Here is a 26,105-nt window from a genome sequence, read left to right as displayed (position 1 = left end):
CGCTTCGGCGGTTTTTTTATGCCCGGAGATAAGCAATGGCAGGTGAGCAGCAGGTTGGCAACATCGTCTATGAAATAGAAATGAACGTCGCCAGACTTATCGAGGGTCAGCGCCAAGTAAATGATCGCCTCAACAAGCTCGACCAGGGATTCAATAGCACTGCGAAAGCAGTCGGAAACACAGAGAAATCATTTACATCATTAACTAAAGTTGCCTCTGCTTTGGCTGCTGCCATTTCTGTGCAACAGATTGCCGAATATGGCAACGCCTGGGTCACGGTAAACAACAAACTGGCCAACTCCGTTCGCGCCAATGAGCAACTTGCTGATGTTACGCAGCGAGTCTTCAATATTTCTCAGGATACAAGGTCAAGCCTGGAAGCAACGGCAACCCTTTATGGGCGACTTGAGCGATCAACAAGGAGCGCTGGGACCAGCACGGCCGACCTGATTAAGCTAACGACGACCATCAACAAAGGTCTTACCGTATCTGGTGCAACAACGGAAGAAGCCAGCTCCACCATGACGCAGTTGTCTCAGGCGCTGGCGTCTGGCGTTCTGCGTGGCGAAGAATTCAACTCAATCTCTGAAAACGGCAGTCGCCTGGCTGTTGCTTTGGCTGATTCACTGGGCGTGACTATTGGTCAACTACGTGGCATGGCCGCACAGGGCAAGTTGACGACCGAGGTAGTGGTCAATGGCCTGTTGAAGCAAAGCGATGCTATTGCGAAGGAATTCGCGAACACCGCACTGACTATGGGGCAGGCATTCACTGTCGCCACAAACAACATCACTAAATTTGTCGGCGAAAGCTCAAGCGTCAGCACGTCAATCAAAATATTTAACCAGGGCGTTATCTCTTTAAGTGAGAATCTGGATGTGGTCGCCAACGTGGTTGCTGCCGCCGCAGTTATTTTTGGCGGTAGGTTCACAGGCGCTTTAGCGATGGCAACCAAAGCAAGAGTGGATGACGCATTGGCGGCCAGGGCACAGGCTGTTGCTACAGCGCAATCCACTGCAGCAACAGCCACAGCATCCACTGTAGTCGCCAGAAAGGCCCTTCTGGATAAAGAAGCCGCCCTGTCTTCGCTTGCACTTGCTCAGGCTGAGTACAACGTTGCTAAAGGTTCTTCGGCAGAGGGCTTTGCCCTGCAAAACCTTAATGCCGTAAAATCAGTGGCTATTCAGCGATCTGCCGCATATGCAGAAGCCCAGATTGCGCAGGCTTCCGCAACGCGAACAGCAACAGCCGCGGCAGTGACTGCAACAACCACGATTAAGTCTCTTGCTAGTGGCGCGCTAGCCCTTATTGGCGGCCCGGTTGGAGCGGCCGTAATAGCAGCTGCTGGTATCTTCTACTTCTATCAGAAGATGCAGCAGGCGCGGCAGGAAAGCATCGATTTTGCTGACAAGCTCGATGGCGTAATTGCCAAAATGAGAAGCATGAGTCAGGTTCAGCTTGCTGCTGAAATCGACAACGCCAGCAAATCAATCCGTGCTCAGGCTGATGCCTTAAAAGACACCCAATCCACGCTTGAGGCTAACGAGCTTCAGCAGTCTCGACTCCGTCGCACTCTCGGATCTCTTGAAGAGGGAAGCCTTCTTTATAAAGTCACGCTCTCCGAACTGGCTAATGTACAAAGTGAGCACACTCAGTTGCTGGCGCAGAACGAATCAGCACAAGAAAAGCTCAGCCAGACCGTCAGTAAAACGGGCATTCTCCGCGCTCAGATGAATGGCACTTTCGCTCAGGGAATCGACTTACTGAAGCGTGACGGTGACGCTGCTGGCGTGGCTAGCGGGCTGATGAATCAATTCGGACACGCAATAGACTTTGCCAGTCGCGCAAAGGATAAGTTTAACTCTACCAGTCTGGAAATACCCCGCAGCGATAAAGCTGATGCATATAACAAAGATCTGGAGGATGAAAACACCCTTCTCGCTATCACTGACAAGCGCTTCCGCGCAGTCACTAAAGCCCGCATGGAGGCCGGAGATAAAGGCGGAAACCAGAATCAGGTAAATGCAGCAGGCCAATTAGCTGGGGCGCAATACGACCTTCAGGCTGCAGAGGCAGCCAGGAATAAAGAAACGAAGGACGGCCTGGCTGCCGGTAAGAAAGCTGAGACTCAGGCTGAGTCAATAGCGCAGAAACTGGCTAATCTGAAGCAGCAGTCAGAGCTGGCTGGCGATTCAACTCGCGAACTCAGCAGAGAGCAGGCAATCCTCACTGCTCAACAGTCATTGGGTAGTGCGGCAACGCAGAACGATATCAGGCTTGCTGGGCAATATGCCGCAGCTAAGTGGGATACCGGCAACGCAATCCGGGCGCAGGCAGCAGCAGAAAAGCTGCTCCCCGAAACAAAGGCAGATGCCAGTTATAAGCAGGATGTAGCTGACCTGCAGACTGCATTGTCAGCTAAAAAGATTAGCCAGGAGCAGTACAACGAAACATCAGAGCGTCTTGAGCAGGAGCATCAGGCGAATCTGGCAAAAATCCGCTCCGAACAGGCTGTAACCCCTCAGCAAGTAGCCGCAGGAACCGTAGACCCGGTTCAGGCTCTGGCGAATGAGAATGCCCAGAAACTTGCGCTGATTCAGCAGTTCGAGAATCAGAAGGTAATCACCGAGCAGCAAAGCCTTGCTCTCAGAAACTCTCTTAACCTGCAGTATGACCAGCAACGCACCGCCGCCATGTGGCAGATGTGGCGCAATCAGAGCGCAGGTAACGAGGCTGTCGCGGCTTCATTCGACTCCATTGCTGGTAATGCATCCAATGCATTTACTGGCATGGTTACGGGCAGCATGAGTGCTGAAGAAGCCATGTCTTCGCTGGCAAGCAATGCATTGAATAGCCTGATCAACTCCTTCGTCCAGATGGGTGTTGAATGGGTTAAATCGGCCGTAATGGGTTCAACCGCGCAAATCTCAGCAACTGCAGCGACAACATCTGCTTCGGTAGCAGGGATTGCAACCACTACAGCAGCCAGTACAGCATCAGCTGCGACTACCACAGTTGCATGGCTGCCAGCGGCGGCAGCAGCTTCAATCGGCTCATTTGGTGGCGCGGCGGTCATTGGTATCGGTGCCTTAATCGCGGGAATGGCTTTGGCAGGCGGATTAGCTGGCAAGCGTAAGAACGGCGGCCCAGTATCGGCAGGCTCCATGTATCAGGTAGGTGAGGGCGGCATGCCTGAAATCTATCAGGCCAGCAGTGGTAAGCAATACATGATCCCCGGTGATAACGGCTCAGTGATTAGCAACAAAGACATGACGTCATCAACTGGCGGCTCAGGTGGTGTGGTTATCAATATCCAGAACTACACGAGCGCTACGGTTGATGCTCAGGCCAGTAACACAGGTGGCGGTCTAACTATTGACGTCATCGTTGCAGACCTAAACCAGGGCGGACCAATCCGGCAGGCTATCACCCGCAACACAACCGCATCAGCGAGGGCTACAGAATAATGGCTATTGATTATCCTGACTGGCTCCCGCTGGCACAGAAGTCTAATAAAAACGTCACCAATGATACGGGGTTCCGCACTGACCAGCCTCAGGTTGGTGCGCCAATCTTCCAGAAATTGACTGACGACCTTAAATCCTCATTCAGCCTGACATGGATATTCACACGCCATCAGCACCGTGCCTTTTACCAGTGGTTGCGTAGTCCTAACTACCTGGATAACGGTAATCAGTGGTTCAGCATGAGGCTATCGACCGGGACTGGCGATTCCGGGCTGGAGGTTCAGGAGCTTCATTTCACCGCTTATCCAACATGGAACCAGAGCGGGTCTGTGTTCACCTGGACGGGCAGCGTAATTGCCAGAGAAATGAATAACTCAGATGACGAATTTGACGATATCCTGGTTGAGCTTCCGCCGCCATGGGGTAGCTGGCTGGACATTGTCGTCACTGGTTATCCCGACGGGCGGGATAAGGAATCATTACCAAGGGTGCCTTAATGCCTACTTTCAGAGAATTCAAAAGCCAGCGGCCCAACCGGGTGCTGTTCGACACGCTGACGTTCTATAACCAGACATTCGGCTACATCAGGCTGGTAGACAAGCAGGTGTTCCCCAAAACCTTTGCCGGCCAAATCTATACACCATGTCGCATGGAAATAAACGAAAGCCAGCAGAACAGCACTCCTGTTATTGATTGCAGCGTCAAGTTTAGCCGGCTTGCACAGGACTTTAAGCAGCAACTTAAGCTCTGGCGGGGGTATGCGCGCATCACTCCAATCTCGGCCACATACCAGCGTTTTGATTCGGCTGATATGAACACGCCACTCAAGCCATGGACGCTCTACGTCAATGACGTGAGCATGGATCAGAAGGATGTGACCGTTACGTTGACGCTTAAAAACCCGCTCAACAACAACGTTGGCAGGCTGTACACGCCAGAGGAATTCCCGGGGTTACAGAATGCTTAAATCTGAGTTCATTGAGAAGGTGTCGGGGGCTCCATGGCGAGACAGGTCATGCACCTTTGATGCTATGGATTGCTGGGCGCTGGTAGTTCTCTATTACCGCCATGTAATGGGCGTAGAGATTCATCATAAGCCTGACTACGAATCCGGCGCTGACTTCCTGACGTGCTTTACGGGAGAAGTAGTTTACTGGCGGCAAACGGATATCTTCAGCGACAGCGGGATCTTTATTGCCTGGTACGGCAGCCAGCCTGTTCACGTCGGGCTTACTCTTGATGGCCGGGCTTTCCACAGTCGCGGAGAGAGTGGGCATGTGCGCTCAGACAGCATCCGAACAATACAAAAACTATTCACGCGCGTGGAGTTCTATCAGTATGCCAATTGTCCAGATTCAGCGTGTTCCGGGGCTGCCAAAAGAGAGAGTTAAAGCCCCTGCGGGTGTGCCGTTCAATGAGTGGCTTGCAGGCCAGAATCTTCATAACGAACTACGCATCAGCGTTAACGGTCAGGAACTGCGGGACGATGATGATATGGGGTTCAGCCTGCAAGAAAAAGACCGGGTTATCATCTTCGATCAGCCAAAATCAGGCGATCTTGCTAAAACCCTCCTTAATCCGCTCGAGCACTTCAACCCGATCAAGTTTACTCAGAAAATCATGAGTGGGCTCATTAAGCAGCCCGGAACAGGCAATATCGGGCAAAGCAAAACTTCATCGAATAACAGCCTTAAGGGTCAGTCTAACCTCGCTCGTAATGGTGAGGCAAAGCCTGACAATTACGGTCTGATTAGGGCTTTCCCTGACCTGATTCAGGAGTCTCTGTTCGAGTATTCAGGCAACCTCAAATACCTCACCGAGTTCATGAACTTTGGTATTGGAAGATACACCGTCAGCTCGGTAAGATATTCAGAAAGCAACCTAGGCTCTATGGCGGGGGCATCGTTTAATGTATATAACCCAGGTGATGTGATCGGCACGATAAATGAAGGCTATCAGTTCGATGACGTTGACGGGCAGGAGGTTCCCGGCAAGAACGAGTCAGAGGATTTCCCAATTGAGAGCGCCACTGCCAGCACTGTGATAAGCGGAAGCTACTCCGGCGGACAGATACTAATGAAAATCGTCAAGCAATCGAGCTTTGACTACTTCATGGGTTTAACCTTGCCTCACGCTGTTTCATTTGTAGTTAACGCCACATATCCCACGGCTAGCGGAAGTGTAACCCAGGATTTTACATTATCTGGCAACCTCATCTCCGCAACTGAAACGTCTGACGGGGCGGTTATAGCACCCACTTATTTCTATAACTTCGTAATAGATAGTATTGAGGGATCAAACGCCTCATACATATCAATTGCGACGATAAATACAACCAAGTTTATACTGAACGACAATCAGGCATTGGCGATTGGCCCCTTCTTTTCACCAGTAGAGTCCTCTCAGCTCTGGCTGCATACTCAGTCAGGGCTGGGCGGTAAAAGTGAGACTAACTGGCAGGTCACGATATGGAAAGTGAACGACGACAACGTTCAGATACCGGGCACCACGCAACGATTCTCATACCGGCAAACGACACCTCATCAATCCACATCTGACACCTTTTATCGAACAGATAAGCTGGTACCGGCTGGAGGTTATGGAAGATATGCGGTGACATTCCAGCGGACAGATAATAGTGGCGACAACAGCAAGCTAAAGGTTGAAGCCATCCACGGCGTGAATACCCGCAATAACGTCAGCTATCCTAATGACACTCTCGTGCGCGTTACGGTCAGGCAGACTGAGAACGCAACCAACGCGCGGGACAGGAAGTATAACGCCCTCATCAACCGCCACGTTATCACCTACAACCTGATCACGCAGAAGGTCGATTACACCATCAGGGCGTCGAGAAAATTTGCAGATATAGCGCTGCATAACTGGCTGGTTATTGGCGGCCAGCCAGAAAGTTCAATCGATATTTATGGCCTTTATCAGATTCAGGCTGAGCTTGATGCTCGAGATCAGAGGCTTGGTTATTTTGACTACACATTCGATGATGAGGATGTGTCGCTCGGTCAGAGGATGGAAACGATATGTGATGCGGCTGGGGTAAGTGTTTACTGGGATGACAGCGTTCTTTCTTTCACACTTGATGCGAAAAGAGCTGTGCCGGCAACCGTTTTCAACCGGTCCAATACTGTTGATGCGGGATACTCTCTAAGTTATGACATGACGCTTCCTGGGGGGTATGACGGCGTTGAGGTTCAGTACCGCAATCCAACCACCAACAAGCAGGCCTACATACGCTACCGGGTTAGTAACAATCAGATCGAGTTAGGCCAGCCAGTCAAAGCTAAAAAGTTGGAGATGATGTATGTGCGCGATGGTTTTCAGGCTGATTTTCGTGCCCAGAAAGAGTGCCGACGGTTGCTTTATTCCAGAATGAGCATGGCGATCACCACGCTATCTGACGGTGAGTGGGTAAATGTGGGCGATATGGTTCAAGTTCCTGACACCTACGACACCAATCAACAGGCTGGCTATATTATTTCGCGCAGTGGGATTTCATTTGAAACCAGCGAGCGAATCAACTTCACCGGCTCGATGTATGTGGTCATTACTGATTCCCTGGGCAACTCGTCTGCTCGCTATCCTGCATCGCCTCGCCCAGATACAGCCTTTGGTTTCACCGCGGCTATCCCACAGATGGCACTGAACATCTTTGACGGCTATGACGTTCAATCTCCTTCGCGTTATGTGATCGCAACGACAGAAGAGCTTAATGCCACTCAGTGGGTAATAAGCGAAAAGCAGCCAAATAGCGATGGGACAACAGCTCTAACCCTCGCTGAATATAGCGATTTGATTTACCCCTAAGCATCCGTCATCCACCGCAAGCCAGCCTTAGCGCTGGCTTTTTTAATGAGAAAAATATGGCCACTCAACCCACTCAGCTGCCTGTTCCAAGTGAGTCACCTCGCGATCTGAAATTTAATTCCGCGAAAATTGACGAGTTTGTGACCTCTTTAGAGCGGCAATATATTGATCGATTCGGAAGTAAGCATTACACGATTGAGGGTCTAAGGTGGCTGGCTCAATATGCTATATCTCAGTTTGGCTATGTTACCCTTGATTCGTTCCAGGCAGGCGCGACTATCACTCTACCTAACCAAGTTCTGCGCGATACAAGTAATGGCGAATATTATCGGTGGGATGGAGATTTGCCAAAGATCGTAGCGGCTGGGTCTACACCTCAGAACTCAGGAGGTATAGGCGTTGGAAAGTGGATCTCTGTGGGTGATGCATCGCTCAGGGCGGAACTAAAAAAAGCTACAGGTTCTCAGTTGATAGGAGTTAATCCGTCCGGGACTCTTTCAGACGCGTTATATTTTGTGACTCCGGAGATGTTTGGTGCTGTCTCCGACGGCGTCAACGATGATAGGGTCGCTATAAATCTTGCGATAGCTACCGGCAAGCCTGTAATGATGCAGGGTTTTTATAATGTCAGCTCTGGGTCTATCAATATTCTTGCTGGAACCAGACTCATCAGCAAAGGCGGCCGCATAACTAGCACCTCCAAAACGGCAGCAATGATCTATGCAGTTAACGTCGATGACTGGAATATTGAGGGAAGACTGTCTCTTATCGGTAATGGTGCCATTGCTGAACAAGGGCAGATCGGCATCCTTGAAAGTGGCTGTCAGAACTATCGTGTTGATAATGTCACTGCATCCGGCATTGCCGGCCGTGCCTATTATCAGAATACCGTAGGGACCTGGGAGGCTCCGAGGGGCAATAAAGGTTCTTGGACAAACTGCTCGGCTTATTATTGCTATGTAGGACGTGAGGATATTGCTAATAACAACAGCAATAATCTGATGAACGAATTTACTGGCTGGATTAATTTTAAAGCATCAGGTTGTGAGATCGCATCACGCACGTCAGCCGGGAACTGCCAGTTTATTGGCGGAATGCTTGTTGACAATGCGGAGGGTTTCACATGTCCCGAGGGCGGCACCAATACTACTCACGGACAAGTTGTAGGCATGACCATTGCCCACAACACCAGATATAACGTCAATATGGTGGCGCAGACCGCTGGTATGACTTTCAGTGGCTGCAGTATTTATGGCGACTCACCCACTGTCGGAGCTGTGCGCCTGGACAGATGCCGTGGCGTTAAATTCGTCGGTGGTAATTTCGAAGCGAGTATTTACAACGATGGCCCTGGCACAAACTTCGTTCTTGGATGCTATAACAATAATAACTTTGCGTTCTTCAGATCCGGTAGTAACCCTGAGGGTATAGTAATTACTGACCTCTACGACCAGAATGGATACTCATCACGTAACGATGTTTTCTGGGGCCATTCGGAAGCAACGCTTACCGGTAACGCGCTTTACAGTTACATGGTCAGTAACTATGCCGGGCGCATCGGATTTAATTTCACCACTCGAGATCCGCAAAAAACGCTGGACGTCACCAATGCTGCAACAATGGGTTATAAGTACTGCCGGATTGCTGGTCGGGTTGGCATCAGTACGAAAATACACATAACAGGCATGACGGCAGGAGCAACAGCTTACCTCACCCTGGTCAGGGTGAGGGCGGGTGTAGCTAATGAGGATGTTTGTTATCAGGTCATCCCGCCGTATACGACGACAGCTGTTGCCGGATGCATGAATACCGAAGTGAACGTCATGGCAGGAGATGCGTTGTTCATTAAGATTACGCTTTCTTTAGGCGACGGAACGATCTCAGCATCGCGGACAGAGTTTGCTGCGCATTATATAGGTGGCGCTGGTTAAATATGGGGGCCGAAAGGCCCCGGTTTTAAGAAACTAATTTTTTGAGTACGGGGACTTTATAAAAAGCCAGGTAAAAAGCTATGCAAAACAAGTAGCTTCCTATAATTGAAATGGCAATTGCTAGAGCTAAATTAATTTTCAGGTCAACCAAATGCTGTAAAATTATCCATGTTGGTATTAAATGCAACAAAAAAACACAAAAGCTGCTTTTGCTTAACAATGTAAATGTTTTAGGGGCTAAGTTAAAAATTGAATCACCATATTTATTAAGAATGCAAAATGTCGGAACGCTACAGGCGAAAATAAATATGGAAGAATACCATCCTATCCCATCCCCGTTCATTTTGTTCAAATTTTTAAGGTACCCCTGAGTATACAGAGATAAGCTGAGCATAATTATAATAGAAAGGAATAAAAGTGGCGCGTTGAATTTTAAACTCATCCTATGGCTTATAAAATATCCTGTTACTACATAAGAAATAAAACCATTAACAGGATCGACATTTAAAGGTGCTGAAAATAGCCTATAAGAAAAAAGCGTATCAGAGGATATTGGCAAATAGAAAAAAACGACACTCAACATGATAAATATAAGGATTTCATTATCACTCATCACATTAAGCATTTTTGATAAAAACGGCATAGCTAAATACATGGCAGTAATGCTATATAAAAACCAAAGTTGGTATGCAGGACCAGTATCGCCATGAGAGAGCTTGTTTATTGTCGAACTAAAGTTGATCGGTTGATTGTTTATCAAGGAGTGAGAGGCGTTAATAAGTAACGTATAAAAAATTATAAGCATGCAAAATTGTGGTATTCTTTTTAAATAAAAATCCATTACCTTAACATCTTTTAATCTGGGTATTAGTAATGATCCGGTTATCATAAAGAAAAGTGGTACACCTAGCCTGCCAATCAAGTGAAAAAATTGCGAGGCATACCATTGATTATCATTTTCTAAACCTGATTTATATACACCTTCATCAACATTATGAATAATCAGAACCATCAGTATCGCTATGAATCTAGTAACTTCAAGCCATCCAATACGTTTATCCATTTAAGATTGACCACTCATTAAAATGTGTAAATTAAATGTAGCATTTTAGATAATGCTTTGGTAAAAATTTACGATAAAATTCAAGGCCTCGCTTGTGGCAAGCGAAGCCTAATATGCTTTCTAATCACTCGAAATTTCTATCGAATCGCACGCAGAGTTAAGATGTTTAGACACGCTCAACTTACTTTCGATGCCTTTGAAATCAGCAACTTGCAAGACATGAGACCTACCATTATCCACATGAATCGTTTTTGTTTGATGGCCGGGCGCGGAGATACTTACATCAACCCCATCAGCATTTTGACAGCTAGTATTGACAGACTTAATAATCAATCGGTTAACTCCGCGGAGATTCCAAGAAAAAATGGTTGGTGTGTTTTCCCCCGGGTGAGCCCCTACCTTACCATCATAAGATATGCCATAGCTTCCCCACTGATCTCCGGCGTCAACCTGAGTTGAAAGATATGTGAAAGGAAGCCCTTTATTTATAACTCCATTCCATTGAGGATAGCTTTTGAAAAGCAAATTAAAAAATTGGTCTACTTCTTCAGGCTTATAGGGGCGTACTCTTTGATAAATAACAGCATTCACGCCATTGGCCAAAGTATAGTTTTTTTCAAGCTTTACCATGGCATTGCCAATGCTTTTGCCATTAAGTATTTGATCTATTGGAGCTGTAATGACCTGTTGACCCGAGGATTTCAAATGAATTTGCGGAGGTGAGGTAACGACGAAGTAATCAGACATTAATGAATCAATTCTCATCCCGTCTCGCAAATCAACCTGAGATGCATAAGAAAGGCTCTTCGATAAAGATAATCCTGAGATGGTATTCAGCATGTCATCATTGAGAACGCTATTGGAGGCAAATACTGTAACTTTCTTTCCATTTTCAGTCAGCTTCCTCAAGTCATTAACCAAATTAAGATAGTTGTCATAATTATCAACTAATAAAGGATAGGACTTTGTCGGCAGGAGTTCCTTGCACCAGTCAGGATAAAAACGAGTTGTATGATTTACTGATACTCCAAATATATATCCGTGCATTCCTAAGAATAATGCGATGAATAGATATGCACCTCTTTTGTTTCTTATTTGGATCATAATAAATTTTATGCCTAGGGTACATATAATCAGAATCCAAAGAGAAAAAGGCAAGCAATGCTGAACACCTGGAGCTTGAGTCTTGGTAAAAAGGAAAAAGCTGAAGATTAAGTTAAATAAAGAGAAGTATATCAATCCTTTTTCTTTTTTATCTTTGCAGTAAAATGCAGAGATTAACCCTAGCGCAAAGAAAGGTAGTAAGTAAACACCTGTGCCATTGACAAGTGTCCTTATTGATGTTCCTATCGACGCTTGGTATGCCTGATAAATATTTGCATAATCTGTATGTACAATTCGCTCAAACAATTCATGCTGAAAATACAATACAAACCCACATGAAAAAAGGCCGGAAATGGTAAAGTTAATTAGCAAGTTGAATATTTTATTTTTTTCTAACTTTAATCCATTGAAAATATAGTAATTTAATAAAGGAATGCTGAAGTATAGTGAAACGACCGTAAAAGCATACCATCTCCTGAACAGGAAAGGCCCCCAAAGAATTAGCCCAAGTAACACAGGTAATGCTAAACTTATTTTGCTAGAAAAGTTTACTTTTGATGAGAGTATTACAGCCGCCAAAACAAATGTTAACCCAGAAATGTCTGGGTAGCCTTTTAGTGATGGAGCCCAAAATGAAACAAAAAATAATGGAATAAATAATGTTGTCAGATGCCATAATAAATTGTCTATGCGATTTTTTTCTGTGAGATTAATGCATAGAATATGAAACAGGTATATGACTGGAACAAGATAAAACAAGTTAAGCAATTCAATGAATAGCAGCCTAGAGGAGATATTTATGTCACTGAAGAGTGCAGGGATTACTATTGGTAAAATATTGTAATCATCGCTCATGACAGAAAGCGCAACGATATTTAAGGCATCGTTTGGTTTATGTGCCAGCAATGCAACAAAGTTCTCCCATGAGCGCCAGTAGCCATTGAAATCCCAATAGTAAATACTTTGCTCATGTCTTATGAAATATAATGTTTGTAGAGCAATAAATATAGGGATGAAAATCCATGCGCTTAAAATAACCCCTCTTTTAAACATTTTTCTCACCCACCTTTTCGTCAACAAAATACTTTGGTCTGTTTTTAGACTCCATGTATATTTTACCTACGTATTCACCAATTATACCTAAAGATAGCATTTGAACACCGCCTAAAAAGAATATTGCTATCGTGACCGATGCCCAACCTTCAACTGTGTTACCATTGAATTTTTGGATTAGGGCATAAATGGCTGAGATTATGGAGATGCCACTAATTAAAAAACCAAGAGCAGTAATAACTCTTAGTGGGGTAATCGTTAGCGAAGTAATTCCATCGAGTGCTAACCCAAGCATTTTCTTTAAAGGATATTTTGATTCGCCGGCTTCTCTTGCCGAGCGTGAATAGTAAACCTCAGAAAAAGAAAAACCAACTAATGGAACCAAACCACGCAAATATAGGCTTTGCTCCTTATATGATGTTAAAGCTTTTTTAGCTCTTCTGCTTAACAACCTAAAATCAGCATGATGAGGGATCTGTTCAACCCCCATCCACTTCATTAACCCATAGAAAAGTGTCGCCGTTTTTCTTTTAAAGAATGTATCAGAAGCTCGATCATCTCTAACGCCATAAACTATATCACTTCCATTTAAATAATTTAAAACCATTGTTTCAATTACTGATGTGTCGTCTTGAAGATCTGCGTCAATGCTAATGCTTATATCACTTTCACACTCATTCAGGCCAGCAAGAAGTGCAACCTGATGACCTTTATTTCTGGATAATTTAAGGCCTCTTACTTTAGATGAAGACTTTGCTGAATTACTTATCAACTTCCATGTGTTATCTTTGCTTCCATCATCTATAAATAGAATATGACTGTCATTGCTAATTAAACCTCCATCGATAAGCTTTTCCAGAATTAAATTAATCTCCAATAAGCACCTCTCAAAAACCTCCTCTTCATTATAGCATGGTACAATGATAGTTAGTGATGGCGTAGGTCTTTTGAATTTTTCAATCGATTTGTGATCAGTTCTACCCTTTACGGTTGTTTCAACTCCGAAATATTTCATTTCATAACCCACAATTTATTAATTAAAAAACCAGCGGTTGTATATATAAACATCCCCACTAACTGAGATGCGTATTCTTTTTGAGGAAATGCTGATAGAAATATCTTTATTGCTATTAAGTTGAAAACCCAACAAGCTAAACACGCAATTAAAAATTTAGCAAAGCGATTAGCAGCCATCGGCGTTGAAAACGTAAAAATCGAATTGGCTAAAAAACTAAATATTATGCCAGCTAAATATCCTGATATATTTGCAGCATATAGGCCTACATCAAAGTGCATTAACGTAAAAATAATTACTGCAGTAACGGCCGTATTCGCTAAGCCAACCATGGCGTACCTAATAATCTGGCTTCTAAAAAAAAGACTAGACATTCCCGTAACCTTTAGAAAATTTAATGAATTTTACCATTCTTAGCTAATATGACAAGAAATTTGGTTTAGAAAGTATAGCTTTTTGACTTGTTTAATCGCGTATGACATTGATTTACCATATAGAAGATTTTTACTTATGAACATGTTGATAAAACGAGCCCCATGTATCTAAAAAAACTGAACGATAGCCGTTAGCTAAAACGTAACCTTCCTTTGCTGTGTCTATATACAGTAATTTTCAGGGCAACGCTTTGCTACGCGATTATGAAATCACCGCAACTTTACAAATCCGTGAGCCGTTTCACCTTGACCAAAACTACCGAACGATATTACTGTTTATCCATGCAGTATTTATCAGCGGAGGGTTTATCATGGCGAGAAGTAGTAGCATCTATTTTTTGTAGTTGGAAACCCAACCGTATCTGAACTTGTTTTCAATGAATCTATAACTCAGCTCTGCAAGCAATAAACTTCCAAAGAGAAAGAGAGCTACATGTGCAACTGACTCAAGCCAAGTGGTGCTCTTTACATCATACAAGAAAAATCTTCCCACTAAGACCAACACGATGAAGTGAGTAAGATAAATAGAATATGACCGGGATCCGATATAATCGCAAATGGCCCTAATGTATACACCACGAGCAAAGAAATTTACGTTCAAGCTTGCCAATAGTACAAAAATTCCAGATAACAGTGCGGTCAATCCGGTTTGATAAAATACTACAGGATTCGGATTGGTGAAAAATGCAAGGAAAAATGTTAATGATATGAATGTTAGAGCTGCAACCCATGCTCGACTGGAGATGTAGTCTCTAATAAAATAATTGATATTTTTATGGTTCAAAACTGCAATTATAACACCCAGCGCAATAGCATCCGTTCTGACGGGCCACGCGAGAGGGGTTTGACTATTTAAAGTCCTCGGTATAAAAAACTGAATCAGGAAAGCCCCAAGCATGAAAAAACACAGTTTTTTGTTATTCATTGAGAAGAGTATTAGTGGCAATAAGAGATAAAACTGATTTTCTAATGAAAGGCTCCAGTAAATGCCTAGATTCCCACACGTACCTTCTTGCCTACACATGGGGAAATACATGTTTTGAGTCTGAGTGATAGAGAAAAATGCTGACTTAAGCATATCAGATGGCGTAAGGAAGGCATGGTATTTTTCAAGAGCAAAAGAAAGAATTATCGAAACTATAATCCAGAACATGGCTGCAGGCATGAGCCTCCATATTCTTTTTATGTAGAATTGCCTTGCTTCACTTTTAAAGCCGTCAAAGTCTAATTCAATTAATTTTTTATCCAACAAGCCTTTTGTAATAAGAAACCCAGAAACACAAAAAAACAAATCAACACCGCTGCCGAATTTACTTACACTTATCACTTTAAAGTAAAAGGAGTCTGGTGCCAGAATGCCCGGAATGTGAGCAAGTATGACGAATGCAATAGCAAGAGTTCTTAGAACCTCAATATCGTGATTTTTTTTATCCATAAATAAACATGTCTCTTGCCAAAATAAGGATATTTAAAGCTTCATTATTCGGCTTAATGTTGGAGAATTACATCATAATATCAGTAGATGATACCACCAGATGCATAAATGTCACACCTCGCTACTATGAAAATCTAGCGAAGATACTGGCACAAAAAAAGCCCGGCGACCGGGCAATGACTCAGCCGCTCCTGTCTGAACAGGCTGCGGGGTGGGTGATTTGAGATTAGTCACTCACCATCGCAAGCGCCAACTAAAAACCCTGCACCATCAACCCCTTTACAAATCTGTGCACCGCTCCGCCTTGATCAAATCAACCGATCGACATTACTGTTTATCCATACAGTATTTATTAGAGGAGGATTTATCATGGCGAGAGAGAGCGATATACACGCAGCGTTCGCTGGAGCGATAACGCAGGACAGCAGAGGGCGGCAGATTGTCACTACTGCGGCATTCCAGAAACGACTGGGCGACGTGAATCACGTATGGACGCTGGCGGAGTGCAACCGGTGGATTCGCCGGTACCAGAACTTCTTCTTCGAACTGGTCACAGAGGAAAGCGAGAATAAGACCTGGTCGTTACGCAACATGGGATACGTGAGGTAACTATGGGATTTCCATCACCAGCGTCTGATTACATAGAACGGCGCATCGACCTGAACGATGTGCTGATGCCTCACCGGAACAACATGATCCTGATTGAGACGCCTGACGGGTTCGTGCTGGCTGACAAATCTCTGAAGCCCGCGCCGGGCGACAAAATCGCATTCCAGATAGGCGAGTACCCGCAACTGGGCAAATTATTCACAACAGGGATTATCACTTCGGACGGAGAGACGATCGACGGAGAGGGCATGGAAGGGATTGTGGTGCTGGGGAAAGTGACGGCCGAGGTAGTGTCTGTCTATGAACCGTTGCGGCCGACGATTTAGCCGTAGCACACATGTAGCACAAAAAAATACCGCAAATCACCTCAAAACCACCATGACGGCAGCTTGTGACTTGCGGTATGTCTCTGTAAAACCACGCTTCAACGCACAGCAACCTGATATGCTAAATATTCAAAGTGAAATTATGAATATGCAGGTTTAGTGAGCTGATTCCGCTGAACAAGGCACGCCTGCGTGGCAGTGGATTAGGGTATTGGGTTGCCAGCATCAAGGCCGATCCCTTTGCTGAGTCTATGACCCTGTACTGGCGATAATGCAGGTGTCATTGACTATACTGCTCTTTATTACGAGCCGTGCAGCAGGGAACTCACTCTTCGGTGCAGACGACCCGACCCCTCATCACCTATCAGCAGGACGCCAGCCCAATGCTAAAAAAACTTATCCTTATCGCATCGTTAATCAGCTTATCGGTTCCAGCCTTTGCTGCCACGCAGTGCGGGCCGTTCTATCTTAAACCTGACAAGAGCGGCTGGTTCTCAGTGAATGGAGAACGCGCAAAAACGCAGAAAGTCACTTTTGCGAAAGAGAAGGGCGATTACGACAACGCGACCGTCAAACTGCTGGTGAAAAACAGCAAAGCGCCGGGGATGGTGGATATGGAGCTGACGAACCGTGAGGGCAAAGGGCTGTTAAGAGCTGAAATCGTCCGCACCAGCCAGAGTCAGATCCGCATACGAGGTGCCTATGATTGCGAACCGGCTAAATAGGCTGAGCTTTGACTGCACACTCCTGAACATGGCATAGCCCGGAAGCGGGCGTGATAAAAGCCTTAGAATAGAAGAGTGCGAAAGATTGTCAGGCCAGCGCTTGTGCTCGGGCTGGTCTGACAACTTATTCTGTCTCCTGGTCGTCCATCCTGCATCACATTCATGCCGACGCGGCATTTAACGTGATGTTTTGCACCGCGCGATCATCCCTGAAACTGCTGTGCTGATATCTGATGCTTTTGGAGCATAGTAAAATGTCGCACTGGTCTGATGATGGCTGAACTTTGCAATTTCAACCCAGGCCACGGTTTCATCATCCTGCTCAAGATTATATCGCTTCGTGCCATCCGGCAGAGGTTCATCCTGCTCCAGATAGAGTCTTTGATCCTGTGCCGCTACGCTAAGGCAGGATTCAACCTGAAAAGGATGACCGTCGAAATAAGCGGTTTTTGTTGTTGGATGTAATCCAACCCGTCCCATATCTACGCATCCGCCCATCAGACTTATGCTCAGGGCAATAATGATCTTCTTCATTAACTAAACCATCATAGTTATTTTGTTGACCAATAATATCCGGATATTGATCGTATCGCTCATTTTAATCAAAAATCTGCGCTTAATATTGCTGGCGTTACGGACTATATGTAACATTCTGCGCAACGCATTGTGATGTAAGCAACGGACAGGAACTCAGTAGCCCGCATCAGGTGACTCATGCTGTCTGCTGGTGTTAACCGTTGTCAGGTAAATATCACTCTATACCCGTTGCTCATCATATCGTTAGTCTGCTTTGAGGTGGATGCCCGAAAATCATTGCCTGCAGCCTTTGTTAGCCAGTTTATTATAAACATGGATAGTTTTACGCAGTAAATTACACACACATCAGGTTCATTAAAAATCGGCCTCAACAAAAGGCGTTATACCTCTGTTGTGTTACGCATGTTGAGGTGTCCTGATGAAAATCCTTACTACTTAAGTGCCTCTGAATATTATGATTTATGACTGTTTTTTGTACTACGATGAAGATATCTTGCTTGAGATGCGTCTGAACACGCTTGAGCATGTTGTTGATCGGTTTGTCATTGTGGAATCGCGCTATACCTTTACCGGAAAACGCCGGGAAAAGCTTCATTTTGATATTGAGAAGTTCGATCGTTTCCGCGATAAAATTATTTATATTGTTAACGATATTGCGCCCAGATTTTATCAGGAAGCCTTTAAATCGAATAGTTCTCTGGTTAATGCGGGTGAGACTGATCCCTGGGAAAATGAAGCCACTGCACGTAATCAGATTATGCAGGGGCTGGCCGGCGCGCAGGATGATGATATTGTTATTGTGTCAGACGTCGATGAAATTCCCCGACCCGAGGCGATAAAAGCATTCAGTCATCAACATCTTTGCACGACGCTGCATCAGCAATATTTCAATTTTAAATTTAATGTCCGGGTTTTAAATGACGACGGCACACCGCGCTGTGCCACCCTGGCGAAAATGGTGACCTGTAAAACGCTGCGAGACTTTTTTATGGGGCAACCGGAATTGCTTCGCAATGTTAAGCGTCGTGGTACACCGATACGCGAGAACTGGTTGCGCTGGAAGTGGCTAAATTTCCGGACAAAAACCATTAAGAATGGAGGATGGCATTTTTCCTGGGTAATGAGCGATGAGCGCATCAGTGAAAAAATGTCTTCGATTTCTCATACCGAACGTAACTGTCCCGAATTTAACAATCCGGATCATATACGGCGCTGCGTTGAGAACAATATTGATATCTGGAACCGTCCGCGAAGAATGGAGATAGTGCCGGTGACATTCGAACATTTTCCAGCATGGCTGGTTGAAAATCAGTACCAGCTTGCCGATCTCATTAAATCTTAACGCTGACCAGCGCGCCCAGCGGGCGCGCCTCTCGCACATCAGCTTGCCTTGTAAGGATCTTTTTTGTCATCCTGGCTGTCATCATTTTTGCGCGGCACTTCGCCATGATCTTTCGGTGCATCAGTGGCGGGATGATCATCTTCCTCGTAAGCATTACCAGCGTTTGGCGCGGCTTCGGGCAGGCTTTTGCTGACATCACCTTCTTTCTTACGTTCTTCATTCGTATTGTGTTTAAACATAACTCTCTCCTTTTATTCCAGTCTCTTAAGTTTAGACCAGCACTGACATCCCGCATGCGCAGCGGATTAAAGAAGAAAAAAAAGCCCGCCAGCGGCGGGCTAATCGGAGTTTCTCTCATACTGAACACGTCATTTTTCGATGTTTGGGTGTGTACAGCAGGTTCATGCTAACCGGGAATCCCTGATGCAGTAATGGACAAACCTGCTATGTCGCTTGCGGCAGGTCACATTCCCGTCGATAAACAGATCGATAAATAAATTCGATTGAACGGATTAGCAAAAGGCATATAGTGGCCTGCGTTACCAGGAGATAGAAATTATGTTAAGAGACTATTTAAAGATTGAAGCTGAAGATCAGTTAATCGAACAACGCTCGCTGAGCCTGAAAAATCGTGGTCAGGAAGAGGTCACCGAATGGATTATTGTAAATAGCCAGGGAGTTAAAAAAGGCGGCGTAATCCTGTTCGATAAACTCAGTACCCGCCGCTCATGGCCCGTCAATTACCGCATTATGCAGACCGATCTGCAGGGCAAAGTGGTGGTAGATCAACTGACCGATGCCCTGTAGTTGTCCGGCTATAAACTCAGCCACTGTTGTACGATGAAAAGTGAACCCGCGCACGGCGGGTTTTTTTATGGCTGGCGGTAGCGTCGCAGTTCCACCAGCGTACCAATCAGCTTCAGGCTGTCCCGGCTGGATTGCAGCTCAGGGAAGTTGATATTGACCGGTGCCAGTTCAAACTGCATGACGCCATTATCACTGCCGCGCTGACGCCAGGTGCGTAGCAGCACGACCTGCTGCTGCAATGCCAGCACGCAGTCGCCGGGCTGAGGTGACTGCCTGGGATCGATGATCACCACATCATTCCGCAGAATCGCGGGCGTCATCGCCTGTTCTTCCACCCGGAAGGCAAAGCTCTGCTGTGAAAGCGCCATGTCGTTGTGCATCAGCAGTTCATGCCGGACGGAACCGGCCTCGCTCAGCCATCGCGGCACGTCGCGCTGTGCAAGCAGTGGGATCTGGTGCAGACCACTCCAGGCGCTTTCGCTGAAAACAGGACCATCCCCATCTATCAGAAAAGCCGGTGCGCAGCCCAGCGCTTCGGCGAGCCGCAGCAGGTTCTCACCGCGCGGCAGCGTCTCCTCTTTTTCCCATTGCGAAATCGCCACATGGGACACTTTTACCTGTTGCGCCAATTGCTTCTGCGTTAACTGCAGCGATTTACGTCGGAGTCGGATGCGGTCACCCAGCGTTTCGTTTTTCATAAGCTTGACTTTTTGGTTGAGAGTGACTTAAGTATACTTAAGCCTGGTATTTAAGCAATCTTAAATTTCATGCGGGGGACGTGGCTAAGCAGCACGCAGTAAGTTCCAGAGACCTTACCGTACAAAGGGGTGTGGCATGGAAAGTAGTCTGATTACCAGTATGGGTGCGTTAGTTCTGGGTGGGGGGGCAGCAGCACTGTTCTGGAAACCGTTATTGGCGGGAATTGCGTCAATCGTTACCAGTAATCGAGCCGGCGGCGAAATTATTACCAGCTACAAAGAGCAGGTGGTGTTGCTGAAAGAGAGCAACCTGCTGATACGGGAGGAGAACGATGAATTACGCGAACGGCACGACAGGAATCTGCGGCGTATCTCGACACTCGAAACCGATCTTCGGTTAATCAAGAATGCGGTAGGGATTTTACTGGCAATGACCGAAACCGATCAGAACGATAAATTTCGTAATGAGATTGATCGGCTTATCTCAACTCTGGAGGATCGCAGTGATGGCCACGATTAATAGCACTAAGGCACCTATGTCTTACCGGCGCAAAGTTATTCTCGGCTGCGTATTGCTGAGCTGTTCGATGATTTGCATCCTGATGACGATCATTTTTCTCTACGTCAGTAACACCGCAAACAAGCGGGTCGAGGAGATTCGGGCGGATTACCGCTTAATTGCGGCGCGGCGTGATGACAGAGTGGAGCTGCTGACCGATCAGGTTGCAGCAATACAGCACAAGCTGGATGCAATACCGGATCGCATAGCCGACAAAACGGTCATAAAAGTCAAAGAGGTCGTCACTGAGAGTGAGGTGCCAGCCGTGAAATCCGGTCATAAACCATAACTTCCGATTATTCTTAATGCGGCTTCGCTATTATCGACTAGTTTTAAATATCCGGGCAACATTTTGTACCTGAATGCAGGCCCGCTGATTGGCCGGTTGATGAACCGCTAAGCCTACTCACTTTGGATAGATGACCAGAAGGAAATTTAGCATGAGCGATTCAACAGAAACCAAGACCAAAACTGAATATCTGCGTGACGTGACTTCTCAGCTAAAAGAGATGCGTCACTATGCTCAGACCAACACCGAAACCCTTTCCAGCCAATGGTTAGCGTTTGATGCGGGTGAGTATAAAGACAAGACCAACGCCGACCGAATCGATGCGTTGCTTAATAAGCAGGGTAAACTGCTGGAAGATCTGGATGCCGCGATTCAGGACATCGAGATTGAAGTTAATCACAGCGAGCAGGAGAGCTAAGTCATCTCCCGCTAACTGATGTGGTGGCCGTTAAGGGATTAATCGGCCACCAGCCACATTTCCGCTTCGTCGAACATCTCTTCAACAATCCGCGCAACCGTCGCTTTATCGTTCTTACTCAAATCAGTATCAATCGCGTTACGTTCCATCGGCTTGACCTTAACTTCAATGTCAGGGAACACCCGATGCACCCGCTTTTCCAGCTCCTCACGAATCATCTCGCGAGCACCCGGTAAACCGGCAACGTTGCGCTTGTCATAAATCAACTCAACAAACATGATGGCAATCCATTCAGGGCAAAATCGCTGACATATAATACTGTAAATAAAAACAGTGGCAAGGCAGCGCGCCTGATTTCGTGTAAATTTTTATCTCGCATAAACCTCAATCTTCGACTAGCAAAATGCGCACGCATCGCGACATAATGGCGGCTTACTTTTAGGAGGTCCGCGATGCGACAACTGGTAATTGATATTCTGCTAAAACTGGCAAAGATGGACGTCGATGCAAAAGAGTTGACGGCGCAGCTTGAAGCGCAGTCCCTGCTGGTTGCGGCGCTGCTGGTGCAGGCGAAACAGGACAACTCGCTGACTATTTCAGAAACGGTGCAGGATGCCATTGTTACCGCTTCGCAATCTTCGACCGAGTTTCTGCAGTCTGATGTGGATCTGCTGCTGACGCATATTAATCGTCTGCTGGCGGTAGCGAGTTATGTTGAAGTAAAGGGTAAAGCGACGGAAGGTGAAGGGTAGGGGCGGATAAAAAAATTCGCCTCTGGAGGTGGAATTGAGACAACACCTGCAGAGGCAGTGCATCAGCACTATTCGTTAAAGGACAATCACGACCTGAGTCGCACGCCGAAGTTATACACTTTCCCCCGGTTAGTACAATTTTATCTGCAGTGCCGGAACTGGTTGGAGGTGTTTGCAATATACAACTTCAGCGCGGCCCTGATTAAAGCTCGTTTTTGATGCAAAACTCTTCCCAGCTCATCCCCAGCGACTCAGCATGAGATTTGAGATAAGTCTCGATAGCTTCAGCCGCCACCGCTTTATCCGGCTCAGCGAGCTGAATAGAAAAGATCATTCCATCCAGATTCTTCTGCCGCAAAAAGGCCGCATAGATGCGTTCGGCATGCCATTCGCGCAGCTGTCGCAGTGACAGGTTAGCTGCACGGGCGTCGCTCTCCGTTAATTCATCAAGTGCAGACTGAAAGTCGGGATGCGCGGTAAAAAACATCTCGCGCGCCTGGGCATAGTAGGCTTCTGGCGTTTTCATATTCATATTCCTGAAAGTCTGTTGCAGCGCGTCAGTGTAGCGGGTTGTCTTCCGCTTGTCAGGCGTGACAAAGGACGGAGTTTGCATCAGTTCAGCCTCTGAACTTCCGGTCAAAAACCTGACCGTGGAGCTCACTGCGGGATAAATTCTGGCGCAATCAGGGTCTGCGTGGTGTTTGAACACCCAGATACCTTGCGCAACGCGGTGGAAAAATTATAACGTAGCCGCCATTGATGGGATCTTAGGGATTAAACATGAAAAAGTGGATGCTGATTGCCGCGCTGGCACTGAGTGGCTGTGCACAAATCAACGATTATGAGAATGCGGTGCAAACACCGGCGCCCGCTGAACTGCAGGGAACCTGGCAAACCGTCGGCGCACAGAGCAGCCTGATCAGCGATAAGGCGATAGCCAGTGTGATCATCAATGCGGATGGCAGCACGCTGGACTGCCGTCAGTGGATGCGGGTGATTGCGAAGCCGGGCAAACTGACCCGGTTAAGCGGCGATTATGTCAACGTAACGCGTCAGGTGCGGGTGATGCCGCTGGTCGTGGAGAATGGCGAGCTTAGCTATGACAGGATGACTCTGCGTAAAGTGGCGCGTCCGACCGTTGAGTGTCAGCAGGCGCTGGAAGAGGTGGCGAAACAGCCGAAAGCCGCCGTGATTCAGAACATCGAACCGCAACTGCTGCGCACACCGATTACAGAAAACAACGCGAAGTCATAACAGCCGGACCATAACAAAACCGCCCCGACGGGCAGAGCGCACTTCACGCTTCTGTCTGCCGGGGCGGTTTTAGTTTTGAGTCATTTCTTCTGCAAGGACCTTATTCTGCAACCACCCAGACGCTGACACTGCCACCGTTACAGACAAAGACCGCCGTGCCGTGCTCGTCGGCAGTAATGGTCTCTTCCCGATTCCCCAGATGATCGCGCCAGACCTTACCGGCAAAACCTTCACCCATCGGCACACTTTTCTCACCGGCATCGCCGTTCGACATGATCACCACACAGCCTGGCTGTGTTTCGGTGCCGCTGCGGCTGAAGGCCACGCAATTTGGGTGATCAAAATAGTCGGTCTGCACGCCCCAGCCATACTGCTGGCGCGCCCGGATCAATCCTTCCAGTTCAGGGATCACCGGCATCTCAATTTTGTGCTTCTCGCCGTCGCCGCCTTCATCTTCATAGGTCGCCCCAAACAGGTCGGGATAGAAGATGGTGGGCACACCCTGTTCACGTAACAGGATCAGCGCATAGGCCAGTGGTTTAAACCAGGCTTCTACCGGCGCTTCCAGCGACTGCAGCGGCTGGGTGTCGTGGTTAGCCACGATCGTCACGGCATGCCACGGATCAGCGACCACCAGCGAGTTAGCAAAGATCTGGCTCATATCGTAGGCGCTGCCCGCAGTTGAAGCCTGGTGGAAGTTCATGTGCAGTGGCGCATCAAACAGCATGGTTTTGCCTTCCACCTGATGCACATACTCCTGCAGCTTCTCCGTTTCAAACGACCAGTATTCCGCGACGATAAACATCGGCTCCTCAGCAACCTCCTGAATATGGTCGATCCACTCTTTGTAGAACCAGGCCGGGATATGTTTTACCGCATCAAGACGAAAGCCGGTGCAGGGCACCTGTTCCATCACCCAGCGCGCCCAGTATTTCAGCTCTTCCCTGACCGCGTTGTTGCGAAAATCGATGTTGGCACCCATCAGATAGTCGAAATTACCCAGCTCGTTATCAACCTGGTCGTTCCAGCCTTCGGCGGTGTAGTCATTGATGATTTTGAATACACCGTTTTCATCCGGATTTTCGATGTGGTCTACGCCGCTAAAGCATTTGTGGTCCCAGACAAATTTCGAAAACTCCCCGGCGCGTGCCGGGAAGGTGAATTTTGTCCAGGCTTCGCACTCGACCACCTCTTCGTAAATTTCGTCGCGGTTATCCGGATTGACGCGGTTTACGCTGATCGCCTCTTTCTCGTCAGCACCCATCTTGTGGTTCAGCACCACATCCAGCAGTACCCCAACGTTGTGGCTTCGCAGGGCTTCTGTCGCCGCCAGTAATTGCTGTTTGTCGCCATATTTGGTGGCAACACCGCCTTTCTGATCAAATTCACCCAGGTCAAACAGATCGTAGCTGTCGTAACCAACAGAATAGCCACCCGAATCCCCTTTGTAGCACGGTGGCAACCACGCCATAGTGATACCGATTTCGCTGAGCCAGGCCGCACGATCGGCGACTTCCGGCCACAGTTTGCTGCCATCCGGGTAATACCAATGGAAAAACTGTAATAACGTTGGGTTTTGCATGTACCACACTCCAGGGGATGATGAAAATCAAGTATGGAGTAAGCGGCAAAAAAGAGACGCCGCGCAGAAAAATAAATCTGGCGGCGTGACAGAGCAGGGGATCAGGAGAGAGTTTCGTGCGGCACCATAACAACGCCGCCTTGATTGCTATAAGCGGACATCACCGATTTCTGGCGGCTGTTCTGACCCACCAGTGAGGCCAGCTCATCCATCCGCGCCTGCAGCAGACGTTTCACTTCACATTCGTTATCGAGAATACGGCGCAGCACCGGACGTAACTGCTCCTGAGTCTGTGCCGACGGCGACACGGCTTCTGTCGATTGGGCTAAGTTCTGCACCGCACTGACATACTCCATCTCCCTGCTGATCAATTCATCCCATTCGCCTTGTGCTGCATGACGCAGCATTCCCTGGCTGAGATCGAGTAACTGTTGGTAAACGGTAATCAGATGCGGTGCAGTAGTCATTAAACGGCGTCCTGAATCAGGTTAGGTTGAACCACTTCTTTCCACGCGTCAGCAATGTTGCGCAGCAGGCCTTCGACCTCCTCGACCGCTGCAACATCATTGTTCAGGTTGGCATGCAACAGGCGACGCGTCATGTAGTTGTAAAGATCCAGCAGATTATCGGCCAGCTCATCACCACGGTTTTCAGTCAGGCCCTCTTTCAGGCCCGCTTCGATAATATTGATCGCTTTGGAGATCGAGTTGCCTTTGCCTGCAATATTGCCATCCTGCATAAACAGGCGGGCGCGGATTAACGCGCTCAGTGCACCGTCGAACAGCATCACAACCAGCTGCTGCTGGCTGGCGCTCATCACGGCGCTTTCTACGCCAATTTTTGCATAGGCTTTGGTGCCTGTAGCGCTGTACATGGTCACTCC

Annotated in this window: 28 protein-coding genes; 14 read left to right on the top strand and 14 right to left on the bottom strand. The window is 47.1% G+C overall.

What is annotated here, in order from left to right:
• The first annotated feature begins 35 nt into the window (after positions 1 to 35).
• Genes HFD87_RS10015 through HFD87_RS10005 form a run of 3 tightly spaced genes read left to right on the top strand, consistent with a single transcriptional unit; the run spans position 36 to position 4,434 of the window.
• The gene (locus HFD87_RS10015; RefSeq protein ID WP_167423326.1) at positions 36 to 3,467 is read left to right on the top strand and encodes a tape measure protein; all 3,432 of its coding nucleotides are present in this window, start codon (positions 36 to 38) and stop codon (positions 3,465 to 3,467) included.
• Positions 3,464 to 3,964: a hypothetical protein gene (locus tag HFD87_RS10010; RefSeq protein WP_167423444.1), complete on the top strand. Its 501-nt coding sequence runs from the start codon at positions 3,464 to 3,466 to the stop codon at positions 3,962 to 3,964. The genes HFD87_RS10015 and HFD87_RS10010 overlap by 4 nt, the downstream gene beginning before the upstream one ends.
• The gene (locus HFD87_RS10005) at positions 3,964 to 4,434 is read left to right on the top strand and encodes a DUF1833 family protein (RefSeq protein WP_167423325.1); all 471 of its coding nucleotides are present in this window, start codon (positions 3,964 to 3,966) and stop codon (positions 4,432 to 4,434) included. The genes HFD87_RS10010 and HFD87_RS10005 overlap by 1 nt, the downstream gene beginning before the upstream one ends.
• 46 nt (positions 4,435 to 4,480) lie before the next feature.
• Here HFD87_RS10005 and HFD87_RS23160 read toward each other — a convergent pair whose 3' ends face one another.
• Entirely contained in the window at positions 4,481 to 4,744 is a 264-nt protein-coding gene (locus tag HFD87_RS23160) for a hypothetical protein (RefSeq protein ID WP_167423324.1), read from the bottom strand.
• 61 nt (positions 4,745 to 4,805) lie between these two features.
• On the opposite strand from HFD87_RS23160, the gene HFD87_RS09995 reads away from it, so the two are divergent.
• Together HFD87_RS09995 and HFD87_RS09990 are read left to right on the top strand one after the other, a co-directional pair.
• Positions 4,806 to 7,289, top strand: a complete 2,484-nt coding sequence (locus HFD87_RS09995) for a host specificity factor TipJ family phage tail protein (protein ID WP_167423323.1) — start codon at positions 4,806 to 4,808, stop codon at positions 7,287 to 7,289.
• 56 nt (positions 7,290 to 7,345) lie between these two features.
• The gene (locus tag HFD87_RS09990; protein ID WP_167423322.1) at positions 7,346 to 9,220 is read left to right on the top strand and encodes a hypothetical protein; all 1,875 of its coding nucleotides are present in this window, start codon (positions 7,346 to 7,348) and stop codon (positions 9,218 to 9,220) included.
• 25 nt (positions 9,221 to 9,245) lie between these two features.
• Here HFD87_RS09990 and HFD87_RS09985 read toward each other — a convergent pair whose 3' ends face one another.
• The 5 genes from HFD87_RS09985 to HFD87_RS09965 form a co-directional block, all read right to left on the bottom strand.
• Positions 9,246 to 10,283: an acyltransferase gene (locus HFD87_RS09985; protein WP_167423321.1), complete on the bottom strand. Its 1,038-nt coding sequence runs from the start codon at positions 10,281 to 10,283 to the stop codon at positions 9,246 to 9,248.
• A gap of 120 nt (positions 10,284 to 10,403) precedes the next feature.
• Positions 10,404 to 12,440 carry a hypothetical protein gene (locus tag HFD87_RS09980; protein WP_167423320.1) on the bottom strand — a complete coding sequence of 679 codons (2,037 nt, stop codon included), beginning with the start codon at positions 12,438 to 12,440 and terminating at the stop codon, positions 10,404 to 10,406.
• Positions 12,433 to 13,455, bottom strand: a complete 1,023-nt coding sequence (locus HFD87_RS09975) for a glycosyltransferase family 2 protein (RefSeq protein ID WP_167423319.1) — start codon at positions 13,453 to 13,455, stop codon at positions 12,433 to 12,435. Before HFD87_RS09975 ends, HFD87_RS09980 begins: the two co-directional genes overlap by 8 nt.
• On the bottom strand, positions 13,452 to 13,829 hold the full coding sequence (locus HFD87_RS09970; RefSeq protein ID WP_243207472.1) for a GtrA family protein: 378 nt from the start codon (positions 13,827 to 13,829) through the stop codon (positions 13,452 to 13,454). The genes HFD87_RS09975 and HFD87_RS09970 overlap by 4 nt, the downstream gene beginning before the upstream one ends.
• A 391-nt stretch (positions 13,830 to 14,220) precedes the next feature.
• Positions 14,221 to 15,324 (bottom strand): acyltransferase, encoded by a 1,104-nt coding sequence (locus HFD87_RS09965; protein ID WP_167423318.1) that lies wholly within the window; start codon positions 15,322 to 15,324, stop codon positions 14,221 to 14,223.
• Positions 15,325 to 15,935: 611 nt separating this feature from the next.
• On the opposite strand from HFD87_RS09965, the gene HFD87_RS09960 reads away from it, so the two are divergent.
• Entirely contained in the window at positions 15,936 to 16,259 is a 324-nt protein-coding gene (locus HFD87_RS09960) for a phage repressor protein (RefSeq protein ID WP_167423317.1), read from the top strand.
• 383 nt (positions 16,260 to 16,642) lie between these two features.
• Positions 16,643 to 16,984, top strand: a complete 342-nt coding sequence (locus tag HFD87_RS09955; RefSeq protein WP_033758052.1) for a hypothetical protein — start codon at positions 16,643 to 16,645, stop codon at positions 16,982 to 16,984.
• 177 nt (positions 16,985 to 17,161) lie between these two features.
• Here the strand turns inward: HFD87_RS09955 and HFD87_RS09950 are convergent, their stop codons facing one another.
• A complete protein-coding gene (locus HFD87_RS09950) occupies positions 17,162 to 17,518 on the bottom strand; it encodes a hypothetical protein (RefSeq protein ID WP_033769404.1) in 357 nt (118 codons plus the stop codon).
• Between the two features lie 457 nt (positions 17,519 to 17,975).
• Here HFD87_RS09950 and HFD87_RS09945 point away from each other — a divergent pair, with 457 nt between their 5' ends.
• Positions 17,976 to 18,863 carry a benzoate transporter gene (locus tag HFD87_RS09945; RefSeq protein ID WP_167423316.1) on the top strand — a complete coding sequence of 296 codons (888 nt, stop codon included), beginning with the start codon at positions 17,976 to 17,978 and terminating at the stop codon, positions 18,861 to 18,863.
• A 38-nt stretch (positions 18,864 to 18,901) separates the two neighbouring features.
• Here HFD87_RS09945 and HFD87_RS09940 read toward each other — a convergent pair whose 3' ends face one another.
• The gene (locus HFD87_RS09940) at positions 18,902 to 19,102 is read right to left on the bottom strand and encodes a hypothetical protein (RefSeq protein WP_010247636.1); all 201 of its coding nucleotides are present in this window, start codon (positions 19,100 to 19,102) and stop codon (positions 18,902 to 18,904) included.
• Between the two features lie 319 nt (positions 19,103 to 19,421).
• On the opposite strand from HFD87_RS09940, the gene HFD87_RS09935 reads away from it, so the two are divergent.
• Complete coding sequence (locus HFD87_RS09935) at positions 19,422 to 19,670, top strand: hypothetical protein (RefSeq protein WP_167423315.1); 249 nt, start codon at positions 19,422 to 19,424, stop codon at positions 19,668 to 19,670.
• A 65-nt stretch (positions 19,671 to 19,735) separates the two neighbouring features.
• Here HFD87_RS09935 and HFD87_RS09930 read toward each other — a convergent pair whose 3' ends face one another.
• On the bottom strand, positions 19,736 to 20,368 hold the full coding sequence (locus HFD87_RS09930) for a helix-turn-helix domain-containing protein (protein ID WP_167423314.1): 633 nt from the start codon (positions 20,366 to 20,368) through the stop codon (positions 19,736 to 19,738).
• 136 nt (positions 20,369 to 20,504) lie between these two features.
• On the opposite strand from HFD87_RS09930, the gene HFD87_RS09925 reads away from it, so the two are divergent.
• The 3 genes from HFD87_RS09925 (at position 20,505) to HFD87_RS09915 (ending at position 21,634) form a co-directional block, all read left to right on the top strand.
• A complete protein-coding gene (locus HFD87_RS09925) occupies positions 20,505 to 20,888 on the top strand; it encodes a hypothetical protein (protein WP_010247627.1) in 384 nt (127 codons plus the stop codon).
• Entirely contained in the window at positions 20,875 to 21,216 is a 342-nt protein-coding gene (locus HFD87_RS09920; protein ID WP_010670838.1) for a hypothetical protein, read from the top strand. The genes HFD87_RS09925 and HFD87_RS09920 overlap by 14 nt, the downstream gene beginning before the upstream one ends.
• 151 nt (positions 21,217 to 21,367) lie before the next feature.
• Entirely contained in the window at positions 21,368 to 21,634 is a 267-nt protein-coding gene (locus HFD87_RS09915) for a hypothetical protein (protein ID WP_010670837.1), read from the top strand.
• Positions 21,635 to 21,672: 38 nt separating this feature from the next.
• On the opposite strand, the gene HFD87_RS09910 is transcribed toward HFD87_RS09915, so the two are convergent.
• The gene (locus tag HFD87_RS09910) at positions 21,673 to 21,912 is read right to left on the bottom strand and encodes a DinI-like family protein (RefSeq protein WP_003854508.1); all 240 of its coding nucleotides are present in this window, start codon (positions 21,910 to 21,912) and stop codon (positions 21,673 to 21,675) included.
• Between the two features lie 174 nt (positions 21,913 to 22,086).
• Between HFD87_RS09910 and iraP the strand changes: the two genes are divergently transcribed.
• Positions 22,087 to 22,386, top strand: coding sequence for an anti-adapter protein IraP (gene iraP / locus HFD87_RS09905; protein ID WP_010247621.1), 300 nt, complete (start codon positions 22,087 to 22,089; stop codon positions 22,384 to 22,386).
• A gap of 202 nt (positions 22,387 to 22,588) precedes the next feature.
• Here iraP and HFD87_RS09900 read toward each other — a convergent pair whose 3' ends face one another.
• Positions 22,589 to 22,912 (bottom strand): DUF6388 family protein, encoded by a 324-nt coding sequence (locus HFD87_RS09900; protein ID WP_008926858.1) that lies wholly within the window; start codon positions 22,910 to 22,912, stop codon positions 22,589 to 22,591.
• 254 nt (positions 22,913 to 23,166) lie between these two features.
• Here HFD87_RS09900 and yedD point away from each other — a divergent pair, with 254 nt between their 5' ends.
• Entirely contained in the window at positions 23,167 to 23,640 is a 474-nt protein-coding gene (gene yedD / locus HFD87_RS09895) for a lipoprotein YedD (RefSeq protein ID WP_064691422.1), read from the top strand.
• 100 nt (positions 23,641 to 23,740) lie between these two features.
• Here the strand turns inward: yedD and amyA are convergent, their stop codons facing one another.
• From amyA to fliS, 3 genes are all read right to left on the bottom strand, one after another.
• Positions 23,741 to 25,222, bottom strand: a complete 1,482-nt coding sequence (gene amyA, locus HFD87_RS09890) for an alpha-amylase (RefSeq protein ID WP_064691421.1) — start codon at positions 25,220 to 25,222, stop codon at positions 23,741 to 23,743.
• 101 nt (positions 25,223 to 25,323) lie between these two features.
• The gene (gene fliT, locus HFD87_RS09885; RefSeq protein ID WP_010247612.1) at positions 25,324 to 25,689 is read right to left on the bottom strand and encodes a flagella biosynthesis regulatory protein FliT; all 366 of its coding nucleotides are present in this window, start codon (positions 25,687 to 25,689) and stop codon (positions 25,324 to 25,326) included.
• Complete coding sequence (gene fliS / locus HFD87_RS09880; RefSeq protein ID WP_010247609.1) at positions 25,689 to 26,096, bottom strand: flagellar export chaperone FliS; 408 nt, start codon at positions 26,094 to 26,096, stop codon at positions 25,689 to 25,691. The genes fliT and fliS overlap by 1 nt, the downstream gene beginning before the upstream one ends.
• Positions 26,097 to 26,105: the final 9 nt, after the last annotated feature.

This window comes from Pantoea sp. EKM21T (assembly GCF_011800405.1).
GTDB lineage: Bacteria > Pseudomonadota > Gammaproteobacteria > Enterobacterales > Enterobacteriaceae > Pantoea > Pantoea agglomerans.
This window is presented reverse-complemented; position numbering and strand designations above follow the sequence as displayed.

Excerpts from the sequence above, each read along its gene's own strand:
- HFD87_RS23160 (WP_167423324.1), bottom strand. The coding sequence starts at position 4,744 with ATGCCCACTCTCTCCGCGACTGTGGAAAGCCCGGCCATCAAGAGTAAG.
- HFD87_RS09965 (WP_167423318.1), bottom strand. The coding sequence starts at position 15,324 with ATGGATAAAAAAAATCACGATATTGAGGTTCTAAGAACTCTTGCTATT.
- HFD87_RS09985 (WP_167423321.1), bottom strand. The coding sequence starts at position 10,283 with ATGGATAAACGTATTGGATGGCTTGAAGTTACTAGATTCATAGCGATA.
- HFD87_RS09970 (WP_243207472.1), bottom strand. The coding sequence starts at position 13,829 with ATGTCTAGTCTTTTTTTTAGAAGCCAGATTATTAGGTACGCCATGGTT.
- HFD87_RS09980 (WP_167423320.1), bottom strand. The coding sequence starts at position 12,440 with ATGTTTAAAAGAGGGGTTATTTTAAGCGCATGGATTTTCATCCCTATA.
- HFD87_RS09940 (WP_010247636.1), bottom strand. The coding sequence starts at position 19,102 with ATGTTTAAACACAATACGAATGAAGAACGTAAGAAAGAAGGTGATGTC.
- HFD87_RS09955 (WP_033758052.1), top strand. The coding sequence starts at position 16,643 with ATGCTAAAAAAACTTATCCTTATCGCATCGTTAATCAGCTTATCGGTT.
- fliS (WP_010247609.1), bottom strand. The coding sequence starts at position 26,096 with ATGTACAGCGCTACAGGCACCAAAGCCTATGCAAAAATTGGCGTAGAA.
- HFD87_RS09910 (WP_003854508.1), bottom strand. The coding sequence starts at position 21,912 with ATGTTTGTTGAGTTGATTTATGACAAGCGCAACGTTGCCGGTTTACCG.
- HFD87_RS09925 (WP_010247627.1), top strand. The coding sequence starts at position 20,505 with ATGGAAAGTAGTCTGATTACCAGTATGGGTGCGTTAGTTCTGGGTGGG.
- HFD87_RS09995 (WP_167423323.1), top strand. The coding sequence starts at position 4,806 with ATGCCAATTGTCCAGATTCAGCGTGTTCCGGGGCTGCCAAAAGAGAGA.
- HFD87_RS09960 (WP_167423317.1), top strand. The coding sequence starts at position 15,936 with ATGGGATTTCCATCACCAGCGTCTGATTACATAGAACGGCGCATCGAC.
- yedD (WP_064691422.1), top strand. The coding sequence starts at position 23,167 with ATGAAAAAGTGGATGCTGATTGCCGCGCTGGCACTGAGTGGCTGTGCA.
- HFD87_RS09900 (WP_008926858.1), bottom strand. The coding sequence starts at position 22,912 with ATGAAAACGCCAGAAGCCTACTATGCCCAGGCGCGCGAGATGTTTTTT.
- HFD87_RS09945 (WP_167423316.1), top strand. The coding sequence starts at position 17,976 with ATGATTTATGACTGTTTTTTGTACTACGATGAAGATATCTTGCTTGAG.
- HFD87_RS09915 (WP_010670837.1), top strand. The coding sequence starts at position 21,368 with ATGAGCGATTCAACAGAAACCAAGACCAAAACTGAATATCTGCGTGAC.
- HFD87_RS10015 (WP_167423326.1), top strand. The coding sequence starts at position 36 with ATGGCAGGTGAGCAGCAGGTTGGCAACATCGTCTATGAAATAGAAATG.
- iraP (WP_010247621.1), top strand. The coding sequence starts at position 22,087 with ATGCGACAACTGGTAATTGATATTCTGCTAAAACTGGCAAAGATGGAC.
- HFD87_RS09930 (WP_167423314.1), bottom strand. The coding sequence starts at position 20,368 with ATGAAAAACGAAACGCTGGGTGACCGCATCCGACTCCGACGTAAATCG.
- HFD87_RS09950 (WP_033769404.1), bottom strand. The coding sequence starts at position 17,518 with ATGAAGAAGATCATTATTGCCCTGAGCATAAGTCTGATGGGCGGATGC.
- HFD87_RS09920 (WP_010670838.1), top strand. The coding sequence starts at position 20,875 with ATGGCCACGATTAATAGCACTAAGGCACCTATGTCTTACCGGCGCAAA.
- HFD87_RS09990 (WP_167423322.1), top strand. The coding sequence starts at position 7,346 with ATGGCCACTCAACCCACTCAGCTGCCTGTTCCAAGTGAGTCACCTCGC.
- HFD87_RS09935 (WP_167423315.1), top strand. The coding sequence starts at position 19,422 with ATGTTAAGAGACTATTTAAAGATTGAAGCTGAAGATCAGTTAATCGAA.
- fliT (WP_010247612.1), bottom strand. The coding sequence starts at position 25,689 with ATGACTACTGCACCGCATCTGATTACCGTTTACCAACAGTTACTCGAT.
- HFD87_RS10005 (WP_167423325.1), top strand. The coding sequence starts at position 3,964 with ATGCCTACTTTCAGAGAATTCAAAAGCCAGCGGCCCAACCGGGTGCTG.
- HFD87_RS09975 (WP_167423319.1), bottom strand. The coding sequence starts at position 13,455 with ATGAAATATTTCGGAGTTGAAACAACCGTAAAGGGTAGAACTGATCAC.
- amyA (WP_064691421.1), bottom strand. The coding sequence starts at position 25,222 with ATGCAAAACCCAACGTTATTACAGTTTTTCCATTGGTATTACCCGGAT.